We start from the raw sequence: 14,596 nt of genomic DNA, 5'->3' as shown, positions 1-14,596 counted from the left end.
CTTTCCTTCCTTCTCGCCTACCGGGTTAGCTGACGGGTTCGGAGCAGGAAGGTCTCCTACGGGCCCCTCTGCCTCGCGGTGGAGGCACAGGCGTCCGATTCACCCCATGGAGGTGGTTCCCCGGTTCCCTCGCGGGATTCGGCGCTCGCGCACGGCGCCGTCCTGACGACGGCTGGGACGACCGCGCTGCGTTATCGAACGTTAATAGACAGGTGGGCCCGATTCCAAGCTGTTCCTGTTGATCATTAACGGACACGGCAGGGATTTACCCACAACAACCACCCCCAAGCGGACAACATGACGCCCCCTCACTCACACCCCATTTTCTGATGGTGTGTCAAACGTTATGCGGAGCGGCGCCCTTCAGTTACGCACCGTGTCATCGCCCCGGCCGACGATCTTCACCGTCGTCCGCCGCGGCGGCTGCCCCTCCGCAGGCCGGCTCACCGCGAGCAGCGCCATGTCGTCCGTCGAACGGCCGCCGGTGTGCAGCCGTACGTCGTCGGTGAGCGCCGACAGCAGTTCCTCGGGGCCGGGGAAGATCCGGCCGCGCAGCCGGGCCGCCGGATCATAGAAGACGCCGTCCGCGTCCCGCGCCTCGGAAAGGCCGTCCGTGAAGGCGAGCAGGGTCGACCCGGGGGGCATCTCCCACTCGTCGGACCGGTCGGGCCACACCCCGAGGTTCATCCCCAGCGGCATCGCGGGCACGCTCGGCGCGAGGACCCCCAGGGCTCCGTCCGCGTACAGCAGGATCGGCTCGGGGTGGCCGCGGTTGACCAGCCGCAGCGAGGCCGAACCGGGCGGGATCTCGGCCAGTACGGCGGTGATGAACCCCTCCATGGCGTCCAGCCCGTACCGCCGCGTCCCCTCCCGCGCGAGCGCCCGCTCCAGCCGCTGGGCCACGCCCTCCAGGGAACGCTCCTGCTCGGCGGCCTCCCGGAACGCTCCGATGATCACCGCCACCGCCTCCACGGCGTCCAGCCCCTTGCCGCGCACGTCCCCGACGACCAGGCGCACGCCGTACGGGGTGTCCGCCACCGCGAACAGGTCCCCCCCGACGAACTCGTCCGCCTGCGCCGCCTCGTACCGGGCCGCCACCTGGAGCCCGCCGATCCGTTCCGCCGGGGTCGGCAGCACGGCCCGCATGGCGGTCTCCGCGATGACCCGCGCCGAGGCCAGCTGCTCGTTGCTCCGGCGCACGACCCCGTTGATGACGAGGGCCAGCGCGGCGGCGGTGGTGACCGTGATCATCTCGATGACCGGGACGACCTGGGTGGAGGTCCCGTCGGAGAGCCGCATAGCGATGACGGAGAGGACCGCGGCCACTCCCGTACGGATGGTGCTGGCGAGCGAGAAGAAGGGCGCGGCGATCAGCGGCGCGGCCACGAACAGGGGTACGGCGGTGAAGTTGGGCGGGGCCAGCGAGTCGAAGAGGAGCCCGCCGCCGATCAGCAGCACCGGCAGCAGCCGGACGAACCGCCGGGTCCCGGCGTTCTGGGCCACCACCGGCTTCCCCCGCCCCGTGGAGCCGGGCGCGGCACGCCCGGGGATGCCGAGACTTCCCCTCACGCGTCCGCGCCCCTTGTCCGCCATCCCCACCACCTGTGCACTCCTGCCCGGTCCGGCCACGGCTGCGGACGGTACCGCGCCCCGTCCAGGCTTCCCGGAGCCGCGCCGTGCGGCGACTCGTCATCGGCCGAATAGGGGGAGCGGGGCCTTGCGCGGTGAGCCCTCCGTGGTCAGTCGGAGAGCCGGTTCTCCGCGTAGATCGTCAGCGCATCCCGTACGAAGGCGGCGGTGCCGTCCCCGTAGCGATCGTAGTTCTTCCCGAAGCGGGGGTCGGCGGCGTACATCTCACCGAGCCCGATGACGTACGAGCGACGGAGCCCGGGGCCCGTCCCCCCGGAGGAGGCCAGCCACGCACAGTGCCGCCGGGCGACCTCCTGGGCCTGCTCGCCGCCGGGCCCGGCCCCGGCCTCCCGGAGCCGCCCCCAGGCACGGGCGATGGCCTCGTGCTCGTCGCGGAAGGCCTTCTTCCCCTCCTCCCCCAGCGAGCGCCACCACCGGTCGCCCTCCTCGTACGCCGCGCGCCCCCAGCGCTCGGTCACCTCCCGCTCGTGCACGGTGTGGTCGAAGCCGTCGAACACTTCCTCGGCCAAGAGTTCCATCCCCTTCTCCGTCTTGTGGAGAGTGGTCCGCACCGAGGCGATCTGCCGCCCGATGCGCGCCTGCTCCTGTTCGAGCAACCGCAGGTGCGCCCGCAGCGCCGCCCCCGTGTCCCGCTGCCCTTCGAGCACGTCCCTGATGGCGGGCAGGGACAGCCCCAGCTCCCGCAGCAGCAGGATGCGCTGCAGCCTGACGAGGGCGTCCTGGTCGTAGTAGCGGTAGCCGTTGCCCCCGACCCGGCTCGGCACGAGAAGACCGAGGTCCCCGTAGTGCCGGAGCGTGCGGCTGGTGGTGCCGGCTCTTCTGGCGATTTCCTGGATGGACCACTCCATGCCGGAAACGCTAGATCTTTACGTAACGTCAAGGTCAACCCGGAAGGGGCGGCCTGAGGAGCCCGGGAGACGACTCAGGCCCGGTACGCGATCAGCGATCTGCGTACCGGGCCTGGATCTTCAGTAGCGGGGACAGGATTTGAACCTGCGACCTCTGGGTTATGAGCCCAGCGAGCTACCGAGCTGCTCCACCCCGCGTCGATGAACACAACTCTACGCCATCGGAGCGGCTGCTCCGACCACTTTTCCGTCGGGCCCCGCCACAGGGCTGTGGCCGGGCCCGACGGAAGGCGCTAGAGAGCCGCCGCCCCGGAGGGCGCGGGCGCGGGAGTGCGCTCGTTGAGCGGCAGGATCCCGGGCTCCGCTGCCTCGTTGAGGAAGACCCGTCGTACGACGCGCTCTGCGGCGTTTCCGTCGTCGAACTGGCAGAAGCGTTCACGGAAGGCGGCACGCAGGGCAGCGGCCTCCGCGCTCCGCCAGCGGCCGCTGCGGAAGGTGTCGATCAGCGCGTCCTCGGTGGTCGCCACGGCTCCGGGGGTGTCGCCGGGGCGGCCGGATACAAGTTCGAAGGTGACACCGCGGCTCTGGGAGTAGACCTGCCAGTCATCCGCGAAGACCACGATGGGCCGGTCCAGGTTCGCGTAGTCGAACGTGATCGACGAATAGTCGGCGATGAGCGCGTCCGAGGCCAGGCACAGGTCCTCGACCACCGGGTAGCCGGACACATCGATGATGGCGCCCTGCTCGGCGAGGCGCCGCAGCTGGGGGTTCTGGGTGTAGAAGTAGTGCGAGCGGACCAGCAGGACGAAGTCGTCACCCAGCTCGGTGGCCACCCGTGCCAGGTCCAGGGTCGGGGTCCAGCCCTTCTGGTAGTCGCGGTGGGTCGGCGCGTACAGCACGGCGGTCTTGCCCGGGGCGATGCCGAGGTCGGCACGGATCCTGGCGACGTCCTCGGCGCCGGCCCGGTAGTAGACGTCGTTGCGCGGGTAACCCACGTCGAGCGACTCGAAGGCGGCCGGGTAGACGCGCTCCCAGTGCTCGGTGGAGTGCTCGTTGGAGGAGACGCTGAAGTCCCAGCGATCCACTCGCTGCAGCAGCTTGGCGAAGCTCATGCCCTTCGCGGAAGCCGGGTAGTTCTGCTGGTCGATGCCCATGCGCTTGAGCGGGGTGCCGTGGTGGGTCTGCAGATGGATCTGGCCGGGCCGCTTGACTACGGCGTCGGAGAAGTTGACGTTGTTGACGAAGTACTTCGCACGCGCCATGACCTCCCAGTAACGGCGCGAGTTCGGGACCACGACGTCGAGACCGGCAGGTACCTGGTCGGCGAGTTCCGCGCGGACCACCCAGACTCCCTGGACCTGCGGGGCCAGCTCCTTGGCCTTCTCGTAGATGGCGAGCGGGCTGCAGGCGGGAAGCCTGTTCCAGTACGAGCTGTAGACGGCGAGGTTGGGGGCCAGGGCGCGGCGGCGCTCCACTGCGTACAGACCCGCGTACGCGCGCTTGCCGACCTTGACCTTCGCCTTGCGGGCCTTCTTGAGGCTGGTCTTCTTGACCCGGTCGACGAGTTCGGCGGTCTGGAAGGCGCGGTGCGAGCCCTTGGCCAGGGCGCGCATGTCGTCCCCGGTCTGCCCCTCGGGGAGCGTGAAGCCCTCCGGGAGGTGGCGCCGGTAGAAAGCCGAGGTGAGGTTGAAGAACTCCTCGCGGTCCGCGACCCTCACGCGCTCGGGGCGCTTGAGCGCGAACAGCATGTGGAACACTGCCCGCTCGAACAGCAGGGGCCTCGCCCATGCCAGTTCGGGACGCTCGGCGAGGAAGGCGAACAGCCCCTCGTACTGCTCGAAGATGTCGAAGTGCTTCCGGCCGGGCGTCTTGGTGATCGCGCCCTGGCGACGCTGGCGGTACTCGATGCCGACCTGGTTGAGGCATCCGATGCGCTCGGCCGTCACCATCGCCATATAGGTGACCGGTGCGTCCTCGTACAGGCCGGGCGCGTACTGGAAGCCCTCCTTGAGGAAGAAATCACGACGGAACGCCTTGTTCCAGGCCACCAGGAACAGGTTGAGGTATTCGGGCCGCTCCTCGAGCCGGAACACGTCCGTGCCCGCCTGCTCGATCAGATCGGCGGCCTCGGTGCGGCCGCCCTTGCCCCACCAGTAGGTACGCACATGGTCGAAGACGAGGATGTCCAGCCCGCCGACGGCGTCCAGGCGGTCGGCCAGGGCCTGCAGCAGTCCCGGCGTGTACGCGTCGTCGCTGTCCAGGAACAGCACGTACTCACCCGTCGCCCGCGCGAGGCCGGCGTTACGGGCCCGCCCGAGGCCCCCGTTCTCCGGCAGGTGCACGGCCTTGACCCGCTCGTCGCGGGCCGCGTACTCGTCGACGATCGCGCCACTGGAGTCCGGTGAGCAGTCGTCGACCGCGATCACCTCGATATCCCGGAACGACTGGTCCAGGACCGAGTCCAGGCACTCGCGCAGGTACCCTTGAACCTTGAATATGGGTACAACAATGCTGAACCTGGGCATGGGTCAAAAACTCCTCGGATACTAAGCTGCGGCGGAGGGGAGTGGACCCGGACAGGTCTCAGCACCCTATGTAGAGAATACATACGGCTTGGCAGACGAGAATTCTGCGCAAGAACGGGGAAGATCCACCGGCGCAGCGGCTCCGGATCCCAGGTGGCCAAAGAGCGTGGAGTGCCTGCGCGTGTCCGGCACGCACGCGCCTCGCCTCCATGCCGAGCGCCGCGGAGTACGGCCCGTCCGCAGCACCCCTGGTGCTGGTTCTAACGCCTGGCCGGTGCGGCCCGGACCGCTGCCCTGACGGACGGCACGGCCGGGCGAACCCGACAGCACCCCGGCCAGACGGAGCCGGTAGCGGAGCCGAGGCAGCAGGCCGGAGGGCCTTCCCCGCCCGGCGGGGCCGCGTGGGACGCGAACCCACAACCAACGGATGAGAAGTCCTGGCCGAGGGCGGGGATGGTGCCCGGTTCGGCGTCACTCCGGGCCCGTGGCGCGCCCCCTCTCAGGCCGGACTCTCCCGGCCCTTCAGCACCTCGGCCGCAACGGCGGCGAGGGCGGCGTCGAGGCGGCGGGTGGCTTCCTCGGCCACGGGCGCCATGGCGTCGAGGCCGGTGAGAGTGACCATGGTGCCGGGATCGACGGCCTGCACGATCACCTCCTCGCCATCGGCCCGTACGACGACGTTGCAGGGCAGGAGCAGCCCGATCGCGCGGTCGACCTCCAGGGCCTGGCGAGCCAGGGGCGGGCTGCAGGCGCCGAGGATCAGGTAGGGCCCCACATCGTGGTCGAGCTTCGCCTTGAGGGTCGCCTGTACGTCGATCTCGGCCAGGACGCCGAACCCCTGGTCGCCCAAGGATCTGCGGACGGCCTGCTGCACCTGGTCGAACGGCGCCCTGACGGTCACAGTGCGGTCGTAGGACATGGGGGCACCTCCTCCAGAACTCGTCACGCGCTGCGCCGGACCCCGTGCAGGCCCGGCGACGCGAAGGCCAGCACTCTTCGAATATACCCCCCGGGGTAATGATGTTAGAGTCGAACGCATACCCCGGGGGGTAATTTTCTCGGAAGGAGCATCGCTGTGTTCTTCGTTGACGTGATCGAGCTGGAAGGGCTGGGCAACCGCAGCTACCTGGCGGGTGGCGCGTCGTCGGCGGTGGCGGTGGACCCGCCGCGGGACATCGACCAGGTGCTGGCCGCGGCCGCACGGCGCGGGGTGCGCGTCTCCCACGTGGTGGAGACCCACGTACACAACGACTACGTCACCGGCGGCCTCGAACTGGCCCGGATCACGGGCGCCGCCTACCTGGTGCCGGCGGGGGCGAACGTCGCCTTCGCACGGACCCCGGTCTCTGACGGCGACACGGTCGGCGTCGACGCCGACCTGACGCTCACGGCGGTCTCGACGCCCGGACACACCCCGCATCACACCGCGTACGTGCTGCGGGAGGCGGGCCGACCCGTGGCCGCGTTCACGGGCGGCTCGCTGCTCATCGGCACGGTCGGCCGGCCCGATCTCGTCGAGCCGCGGCTGACCGAGCAGCTGGCCCGTGCCCAGTACGCCTCGGCACACCGGCTCGCCGCCGCACTGCCCGACGACACGGCCGTACTGCCCACGCACGGGTTCGGCAGCTTCTGCTCGTCCGCACAGGCGGACGGTGACGCCACGACGATCGGCAAGGAGAAGGCCGGGAACACGGCGCTGACCCTGGACGTGGACACCTTCGTCGCCGAGCTGCTCGCCGGGCTGGAGGACGTACCCGCCTACTACGCGCACATGGGACCCACCAACGCGACCGGCCCCGACCCGGTCGACCTGACCCCTGCCGCCGTCGCCGATCCGCAGGAGATCGCCGCACGGCTCGCCGCCGGGGAGTGGGTGGTCGATCTCCGCAACCGCGTCGCCTTCGCCGAAGGCCATGTGGCTGGTTCGTTCAACTTCGAGGCGGACGGCAAGCCGGCGACGTATCTCGCCTGGATGGTCCCGTGGGGCAAGCCCGTCACCCTGCTCGCCGAGAGCGCCCAGCAGCTGGCCTTCGCCCAGCGTGAGTTGGTCCGGGTCGGTATCGACCGGCCGGCCGCCTCCGCGACCGGAGGACCCGAGGTCTGGCTGCGCGAGGGTGAGCGCCCGGCCGCGTTCCCGCGAGCCTCGTTCGCGCGGCTCGCGGCCCAGGACACGAACGCAATCGTGGTGCTGGACGTACGCCGGGACTCCGAGAGGGCGGAAGGCTGGATCGAGGGCTCGGTCCACATCCCGATCCACGAGGTCCACCGCAGGCTCGGCGAGGTGCCGGACGGCACGGTCTGGGTGCACTGCGCGGGCGGGATGCGCGCGGGCATCGCCGCCTCCCTGCTGGACGCCGCCGGACGGCGGGTCGTGGCCGTCGACGACGGGTTCGACGCCGCCGCCGAGGCCGGACTGACCGTCGTCACCGCCTGATCCGGCACCGAACGCACCCTGGGAGAGAAAGGCGAGAGCGACGATGTTCCTCTTCAACCGCAGGACGCCGCGCCTGTCCGTGGGCGAAGCGCGCACCCGTACCGGTGGCGAACGGCCCGAGGCCGTCCTCCTGGATGTACGGGAGAAGCCCGAGTGGAAGGCCGGGCACGCCCCGAACGCCGTGCACGCCCCGTTGACGGGACTGATCGCGGGCGCGCCCCTGCCCGCCTCCGCGCGACGACGGGAGCTGGTGGTGATCTGCCGCAGCGGGCACCGCTCGCGGCAGGCCGCGAAGATCCTGGTCGATCGAGGCGCGGACGCGGTGGACGTGGAGGGCGGCATGAACGCGTGGGCCGCCGCCGGGTATCCGGTCGTCGACGAGCGCGGGAACAGCGGCTCGATAACGTGAGCACCCTCGTCCTCGCCCTGATCGCCGGGGCCGTCATCGGTATGGCCCTCGGCGCCCTGGGCGGCGGTGGCAGCGTGCTCGCGGTCCCCGCCCTGATCTACCTGCTCGACTTCTCCCCGGCGTCGGCCACCACGGCCGCCCTGATCATCGTCGCGGCGACCTCCGCCACCGCCCTGTACGCCCACGCCCGCGACGGCGATGTCGCCTGGAAGACCGGAGGCCTGTTCGCCCTCGCGGGCATCGGCCCCGCCTTCCTCGCCGGAGCCGCCGCCGAACACCTCCCGGCCGCCGTGCTCACCGGGGCCTTCTCGATCGTCGCGGCCCTGGCCGCACTGCGGATGCTCCGGCCGGCCGCCACCGAGGCACCCGAGCGGGTGCGTCCCGTCGAGGCGGTCGGCGCAGGCGCCGGACTCGGAGCTGTCACCGGGTTCCTCGGCGTGGGCGGAGGTTTCCTCGCGGTCCCGGCCCTGGTGGGCGTGGTCGGCCTCCGGATGAAACAGGCGGTGGGCGCCAGTCTGCTGGTCATCACCGTCAACTCACTGGCCGCGCTCACCGCGCGGACCGGGACGGGCGGGGACCTGCGTTGGGAGGTGATCGCCCCGTTCACCGGGGCCGCGATCCTCGGCGCCTGGGACGGCAAGCGACTCGCATCGAAGATCACCGGGCGGACGCTGCAACGCGCCTTCGCCCTCGTGCTGCTGGCGGTGGCAGCCGTCATGCTCGTCGACGTGGTCGTCTGAGCGGCCGCCCGTCGGATCAGGCCAAGGACAGGAACAGCTTCTCCAGTCGGCCGCGCATCGCGTCACGGTCCTCACTGGTGCGGCTGCCGTCCTCCATCTCGGTCAGGCACTGCTGCAGCCCGGTGGCGATGATCGCGAACCCGGCCCGGTCCAGCGCCCGGGAAGCCGCCGCCAGTTGCGTGACGACCTCCTCGCAGTCCCGCCCCTCCTCGATCATCCGGATCACCCCGGAGATCTGACCCTGCGCCCGACGAAGCCGGTTCAGGACAGCCTTCAGCTCCGCACCCGCCAGATCCAGCTCCATCATCACTCCTCATCACATACCCCCTGGGGTAAATATACTCCCCCTGCGGGACCCGCCGACAGCAAAGGACGCCCCCCATGACCACGCCCGCCACCCTCGGCACCGAGGAAGCCCGCACCCGCCTGCACGAACTGACCGTGATCGACGTCCGCACCCCCGGCGAGTACGCGGGCGGTCACCTGCCCGGCGCCCTCAACATCCCCCTCGACCACATCCAGCGGGCTCTGCCCGACATCCGCCGTGCCGCCGAACGCGGGGACGTCCTGGTCGTCTGCGCCTCCGGCGCACGGTCCGAGAACGCCTGCCGCATCCTGGCCGACCACCACGTCACCACCGCCGTCCTCTCCGGCGGCACCGGCGCCTGGGCGGCGGAGGGCCACGACCTGCACCGCCCCCGGGACACCACCCGTGCGACCTGGGGGATGGAGCGCCAGGTCCGCTTCACCGCCGGAACCGTCGTCCTGATCGGCCTCCTGCTGGGCGCCCTCGTCCACCCGGCCTTCCAGATCCTCTCGGCCGGCATCGCCGCCGGACTGGTCTTCTCCGCCCTCACCGACACCTGCGGCATGGCGGCCGTGCTCGCCAAGCTCCCCCACAACCGGCCGCGGGCCGCCGATCTAGACAACACCCTGGCCGAGCTCCGCAACCGCTGAGCAGGCGGCCGCCGGTCGGATGGTGCCGACGTCCGATTCCGCGGCGCCGCAGCAAGCCCACGCTCCGAGGCCCCCCGCGGTTCCTGGCGGCCCATCAGCTCACGCATGCGCGGGGACACGACGGAGCGCCCCGACCGGTCGAACCCGGTCGAGGCGCTCCTGCGGAGGTCAGAGGAGGTCTCCTCGCTCTGCTGTCGGTAGGCCGTGTGGGACTCGAACCCACAACCAACGGATTAAAAGTCCGCTGCTCTGACCAATTGAGCTAACGGCCCCGGTCGCATCACCCATGAGCATAGCCCGCCCGGCCCCGGCAGCCGATCCGGTATCGGTGTCGGGCCTGTCACGGCACCGCCGTGTCCCTTTCGCTCCGGGCTGTACCGCCCGGGAGGCGATGCCGGGAACGGCAACAGGGCCCGTACGCCACCGAGTCGGTTCGGTGGCGTACGGGCCCTGCCGGTCTGTCAGGCGGACCTGCTCAGTGGTCAGCCGTTGCGCTTCCAGCGCGGCTTGTCGTCGCGGCGGCCGAAGGAGCCGGTGTTGGTGCCGGTGTTGGCGCCGCGGTGGTCGTCACGACGGCCGGTCGGGCGGTCGTGGCCGCCGGAGCGGAAGCCGCCGGAGGGACGGTCGTCGCGGCGGTCGCGGTTGAACGGGCGGTCGCCACCGGAGCGGAAGCCGCCGGAGGGACGGTCGTCACGACGGTCGCGGTTGAACGAGGGACGGTCGTCACGGCGCTCGAAAGAACGGCCACCACGGTCATCGCGGCGGTCGCCACCACCGGAGCGGAAGCCACCCGACGGGCGGTCGTCACGACGGTCGCGGTTGAACGAGGGACGGTCGTCACGGCGCTCGAAAGAACGGCCACCACGGTCATCGCGGCGGTCGCCACCGCCCGAGCGGAAGCCACCCGACGGGCGGTCGTCACGACGGTCGCGGTTGAACGAGGGACGGTCGTCACGGCGCTCGAAAGAACGGCCACCACGGTCGTCACGACGGTCCCGGTCACGGTCGCGGTTGAACGACGGGCGGTCGTCCCGGCGGTCGTTGCCGCGGTAGCCGCCACGGTCGCCACCGCGGTTGTCGCGGCGCTCGTAGTTGCCCCGCTCGTCGCGGCGCTGCTCGTCACGGGCGGCCGGCTGCTCGGGGACGGAGATGGCGGCCACCAGGGCGGCCTCCGCCTCGGCGGTGACCTCGGCCACCGCCGCCTCCGGGTCCTCGCCCCGCTCGCGGGCGGCACGGGCGACCAGGCGGTCGGCCTCCTCGCGCAGCTCGACGGCGCGGCGCTGGACGCGCTCCAGCTGCTTCGTCAGGTCGGCGGCCTCGCGCTCGGCCTGCTTGGCGGCGTTGTTCGCGGAGTCGGCCTGGACCTCGGTGAGCGAACGGGCGCCGGTGATCTCGGCGACCTCCGGCTCGAAGACGCCCGCGCCCTGGACGATGTGGCGCGAGGCGTCGACGCCCGCGTCCTCCATCAGGCGGAAGATCTGGCGGCGCTGGTGCGGGAGGGCCAGCGAGACGACCACACCGGACCGGCCGGCGCGGGCGGTGCGGCCCGAGCGGTGCAGGTAGTCCTTGTGGTCACCGGCCGGGTCCACGTTCAGGACCAGGTCGATGCCGTCCACGTGGATACCGCGGGCGGCCACGTCGGTCGCGACGAGCGCGTTGACGTAACCCTTCTTGAAGTCCTCCAAGACCCGCGTACGGGCGCCCTGGGTCATGCCGCCGTGCAGCGCGTCGGCCTTCACGCCGGACTCGATGAGCTGCTCGGCGATGCGGTCGGCGCCCAGCTGGGTGCGGACGAAGATGATGGTGCGGCCCTTGCGGGCGGCGATGGCGGCCGTGACCGGCGCCTTGTCCTTCGGCTTCACGACGAGGACGTGGTGCGACATGGTCGTGACGTTGCCCTGGGCGCTGTCGACCTCGTGCGTGACCGGGTCGGAGAGGTAGCGCTTGACCAGCGTGCCGATCTCGTTCTCCATGGTGGCGGAGAAGAGCATCCGCTGACCGCCGGCCGGGACCTGGTCGAGCAGCTCGGTGACCTCGGGCAGGAAGCCCAGGTCCGACATCTGGTCGGCCTCGTCGAGGACGGCGACCTGGACGTCCTCCAGGGAGCAGGCGCCGCGGTTGATGATGTCGCGCAGTCGGCCCGGGGTGGCGACGAGGACGTCGACGCCGCGCTCCAGGGCGTAGATCTGGTTGCCCATCGACGTACCGCCGCAGACGACCTTCATCTTCAGGCCGAGCACGTCGCCGTACGGCTGGAGCGCGTCCGCGACCTGCATCGCGAGCTCACGGGTCGGGGTGAGGATGACGGCGCGGGGCTTCTTCTTCTCGGTGCGGCCACCGGCGAGCGCCGCCAGGGTGGGCAGACCGAACGAGAGCGTCTTGCCGGAGCCCGTGCGGCCACGGCCGAGGATGTCCTTGCCGGCCAGGGCGTCCGGGATGGTCGCCGCCTGGATCGGGAAGGGGGTGGTCACACCGTTCTGCGCGAGCTTGCGGACGATGCCCTCGGGCAGGCCCAGGTCGCCGAAGGTGATGGTCGGCTCGGCGTCGGCCTCGGCGGCCGGAGCGGAGTCGGAGGCGGTGGTGTCGTCGGCGTCGGAGCCGTGGTCCGTCTCGGGCTCCGCGACGGCGGGCGTGCCCGCCGGGGCCTCGGTCACCGCGGACTCGACGAGCTCGGTGAGCGCGTCGGTGTCGATGTTCTCGGACATGACGGTGCGGTCAGAACTGGAAATTGACATGCGAAATGCGAAACCTTCCGGAGTCTCGGCACGCGCCCATAACTCCGTGATTCGCAATTTCGACCGCCTCAATGCGGTCCAGCCACGGCAAGGGAGAGTACGCGCCACACGGCGCTCTTCTGTGTCGGCGCCGGGCAATGGGATCAAACGATCTACCACCATACGCACTCTCACCCACATTGCGCAACCCGCATGCTCCGGCCCTCCCGCTAAACCGGCCCCACCTGCGGTGATGCCTGCGGCGTCCGCAGTGGCCTGCCCTCGTCCGGCCCACCCATCGACTGCGTCCGCAGCTGCGCGGCGGGCGAGGCGGAGGGGGGCGGCTCTGAGGGCTCGGAGGGCTCCGGATCGGGGTCCGGTTCCGGGTCCGGAGAAGGCTGCGGGGCCGGCGGCTCCGGGACGACCGGCGGCGGCTCCCCCGGGCCCGGCGTGGAGGGCGTCGGGGCCGGCGGACGGCCGGGGCGAGAGGGCTGCGGGGCGCCGGGCTCGGGGCGCGGGCCCTTCGTCGCGTCCGACGGCGGCACGGTGGCCGACGCCTCCGGGCTCGGCTCCTTCCCCTGGTTCTTCCGGTCCGCGTCGGCGTCGGCGAGGGAGTCGGAGTGGGGGTGGGCGTCACCGCCGCGGTGCCCGGCGCCGCCGGAGCCGGCCACCGTCTCACCGTTCAGCTCGACGGGCCCGCCCGTCGAGTCGGCGGAGCCCGAGGGCCTCGGCCTGTCACCGTCGTCGCCGACGCTCATACAGCCGGTGGACGCGGCGATCGTCAGCGCGGTGACGGCTGCCCAACGGACGGGGACGGACAACGTGCGCACGGGTGGCACCTCCGGGGCGAGGGGGCGGTGTTCCTGAGGGCGGAGAGCGGGAGGGACGGGGCCTGTCGTCGTACGGCACGAGCACGCCCTACGACGGTGGTGTGTAGTGCCGTGCCCAACTCCCCGGACCCCGCCGGAGACACGCCCGAAAGCCCGCCCGCCCCGGTCCGCCCGCCCGACAGGCCTCCCCCGGCCCCCGGCAGTCCGGTACCCCGCCGTTACCCGAATCCGCCCGCCAGCTCGGCCCCCAGGAACACCGCACCCAGCCCCACCAGCAGCGATGCCACCACGTTGGCCACGGCCAGGAAGGCCCGGCCCGTCTCGGCCAGGCGCAGCGTCTCGTACGAGAACGTCGAGTACGTCGTCAGCGCCCCGCACAGCCCCGTCGCCAGCAGGGCGTGCACCGGGGAGGAGACCGCGGCCCCCGTCAGCACCCCGAGCAGCAGGCTGCCCGCCGCGTTGGCCGTGAAGGTGCCCCAGGGGAAGTCGTACGCGACGCCCCGGCCCTGGTGCGCCTGGACCGCCCGGTCCGTCAGATAGCGCAGGGGCGCGCCGACCGCCCCGCCGGCCACCACCAGCAGCCAGTTCACTTGCCCCGCCCCCGACCGCCCGCGCCCCCGTCACGCACATCGCGCGCCTCACGTACGCCCCCGTCGCAGGCGCCACGCACGTCATGAGCCTCACGCACGCCCCGCGCGCCCCCGTCCAGCAGCCGCCTCGTCGCCACCGCGCCCGTCCAGACCGCCGCCAGGGCCGCCAGGACCGTCGCCACCATGTACGCCACCGCCGTCACCAGCTCCTGACGCGCCAGCAGGCCCGAGACATCGGCCGCGTACGTCGAGAAGGTCGTGAACCCGCCGAGCACCCCGACCCCCAGGAACGGCCGGACCAGCGGGTGGGTCACCCGTCCCCGCTCCACGGTCAGCACCATCAGGACGCCGATCAGCGCGCAGCCGCTCACGTCGACGGCGAACACCGTCCACGGGAAGCCGCCCTGGGCGGTCGGCCAGAGCACCACGGCCCCGTAGCGCGCGAGGGCGCCCAGTGCGCCGCCCGCCGCGACCGCACCCAGCACCCGGGCCTGCGGGGCGGCCGGGGGTCCGGGTTCCGGAAGCTCCTCCGGCGCCTGCTCGCTCACCCGTAGCCCAGGGCGTGCAGGCGCTCGTCGTCGATGCCGAAGTGGTGGGCGATCTCGTGGACGACGGTGATCTCGGTCTCGGCCACGACATCCTCGTGGGTCTCGCACATCCGCAGCGTCGGGCCCCGGTAGATGGTGATCCGGTCCGGCAGCACCCCGGCGTACCACTCGCCCCGGTCGGTGAGCGGGGTGCCCTCGTAGAGTCCGAGCAGATCGGGGTCGCCGGGCTCCGGTTCGTCCTCGACGAAGACCGCCACGTTGTCCATCAGCCGCATCAGCTCCGGCGGAATCCGGTCAAGAGCCTGACTCACCAGCTCCTCGAACTGCTCCCGCGTCATCTCCAGCACCCCG

14 protein-coding genes, 2 tRNA genes and 1 riboswitch are annotated in these 14,596 nt (G+C 71.6%); of the genes, 4 read left to right on the top strand and 12 right to left on the bottom strand.

All coding sequences use genetic code 11. The features are described 5' to 3' along the window. A riboswitch (cyclic di-AMP (ydaO/yuaA leader) is annotated at positions 1–154 on the bottom strand. A gap of 209 nt (positions 155–363) precedes the next feature. From AC0682_RS17645 to AC0682_RS17625, 5 genes are all read right to left on the bottom strand, one after another. Beyond that, positions 364–1,593 (bottom strand): PP2C family protein-serine/threonine phosphatase, encoded by a 1,230-nt coding sequence (locus AC0682_RS17645; RefSeq protein ID WP_254812060.1) that lies wholly within the window; start codon positions 1,591–1,593, stop codon positions 364–366. A gap of 146 nt (positions 1,594–1,739) precedes the next feature. Continuing rightward, entirely contained in the window at positions 1,740–2,498 is a 759-nt protein-coding gene (locus AC0682_RS17640) for a MerR family transcriptional regulator (protein WP_478533736.1), read from the bottom strand. A 124-nt stretch (positions 2,499–2,622) separates the two neighbouring features. Further along, a tRNA-Met gene (locus AC0682_RS17635) sits at positions 2,623–2,696 on the bottom strand. Positions 2,697–2,791: 95 nt separating this feature from the next. Beyond that, positions 2,792–5,023, bottom strand: coding sequence for a bifunctional glycosyltransferase/CDP-glycerol:glycerophosphate glycerophosphotransferase (locus AC0682_RS17630; RefSeq protein ID WP_478533735.1), 2,232 nt, complete (start codon positions 5,021–5,023; stop codon positions 2,792–2,794). A 499-nt stretch (positions 5,024–5,522) separates the two neighbouring features. Continuing rightward, positions 5,523–5,942 carry a DUF302 domain-containing protein gene (locus AC0682_RS17625; protein ID WP_478533734.1) on the bottom strand — a complete coding sequence of 140 codons (420 nt, stop codon included), beginning with the start codon at positions 5,940–5,942 and terminating at the stop codon, positions 5,523–5,525. Positions 5,943–6,098: 156 nt separating this feature from the next. On the opposite strand from AC0682_RS17625, the gene AC0682_RS17620 reads away from it, so the two are divergent. Genes AC0682_RS17620 through AC0682_RS17610 form a run of 3 tightly spaced genes read left to right on the top strand, consistent with a single transcriptional unit; the run spans position 6,099 to position 8,606 of the window. Beyond that, the gene (locus AC0682_RS17620) at positions 6,099–7,457 is read left to right on the top strand and encodes an MBL fold metallo-hydrolase (protein ID WP_478533732.1); all 1,359 of its coding nucleotides are present in this window, start codon (positions 6,099–6,101) and stop codon (positions 7,455–7,457) included. A 43-nt stretch (positions 7,458–7,500) separates the two neighbouring features. Continuing rightward, positions 7,501–7,866 (top strand): rhodanese-like domain-containing protein, encoded by a 366-nt coding sequence (locus tag AC0682_RS17615; RefSeq protein ID WP_478533730.1) that lies wholly within the window; start codon positions 7,501–7,503, stop codon positions 7,864–7,866. After that, on the top strand, positions 7,863–8,606 hold the full coding sequence (locus tag AC0682_RS17610) for a sulfite exporter TauE/SafE family protein (RefSeq protein ID WP_478533729.1): 744 nt from the start codon (positions 7,863–7,865) through the stop codon (positions 8,604–8,606). Before AC0682_RS17615 ends, AC0682_RS17610 begins: the two co-directional genes overlap by 4 nt. 16 nt (positions 8,607–8,622) lie before the next feature. Here the strand turns inward: AC0682_RS17610 and AC0682_RS17605 are convergent, their stop codons facing one another. Then, a complete protein-coding gene (locus tag AC0682_RS17605; protein ID WP_478533763.1) occupies positions 8,623–8,910 on the bottom strand; it encodes a metal-sensitive transcriptional regulator in 288 nt (95 codons plus the stop codon). 77 nt (positions 8,911–8,987) lie between these two features. Here AC0682_RS17605 and AC0682_RS17600 point away from each other — a divergent pair, with 77 nt between their 5' ends. Beyond that, positions 8,988–9,563 (top strand): rhodanese-like domain-containing protein, encoded by a 576-nt coding sequence (locus AC0682_RS17600; RefSeq protein ID WP_478533727.1) that lies wholly within the window; start codon positions 8,988–8,990, stop codon positions 9,561–9,563. Positions 9,564–9,761: 198 nt separating this feature from the next. Here AC0682_RS17600 and AC0682_RS17595 read toward each other — a convergent pair. From AC0682_RS17595 to AC0682_RS17570, 6 genes are all read right to left on the bottom strand, one after another. Next, positions 9,762–9,835, bottom strand: a tRNA-Lys gene (locus AC0682_RS17595). 210 nt (positions 9,836–10,045) lie between these two features. Further along, positions 10,046–12,268, bottom strand: coding sequence for a DEAD/DEAH box helicase (locus AC0682_RS17590; RefSeq protein WP_478533726.1), 2,223 nt, complete (start codon positions 12,266–12,268; stop codon positions 10,046–10,048). Positions 12,269–12,507: 239 nt separating this feature from the next. Then, positions 12,508–13,107, bottom strand: coding sequence for a hypothetical protein (locus AC0682_RS17585; RefSeq protein ID WP_478533724.1), 600 nt, complete (start codon positions 13,105–13,107; stop codon positions 12,508–12,510). 218 nt (positions 13,108–13,325) lie between these two features. Further along, positions 13,326–13,697, bottom strand: coding sequence for a fluoride efflux transporter CrcB (crcB, locus tag AC0682_RS17580; protein ID WP_478533722.1), 372 nt, complete (start codon positions 13,695–13,697; stop codon positions 13,326–13,328). After that, the gene (locus AC0682_RS17575) at positions 13,694–14,245 is read right to left on the bottom strand and encodes a FluC/FEX family fluoride channel (RefSeq protein ID WP_478533721.1); all 552 of its coding nucleotides are present in this window, start codon (positions 14,243–14,245) and stop codon (positions 13,694–13,696) included. Before AC0682_RS17575 ends, crcB begins: the two co-directional genes overlap by 4 nt. After that, entirely contained in the window at positions 14,242–14,592 is a 351-nt protein-coding gene (locus AC0682_RS17570) for a metallopeptidase family protein (protein WP_015610126.1), read from the bottom strand. The genes AC0682_RS17575 and AC0682_RS17570 overlap by 4 nt, the downstream gene beginning before the upstream one ends. Positions 14,593–14,596 lie beyond the last annotated feature (4 nt).

The organism is Streptomyces sp. NPDC043746, from assembly GCF_056436485.1.
The sequence above is the reverse complement of the archived record's forward strand: the minus strand, read 5'-3'. Positions and strand labels throughout refer to the sequence as shown.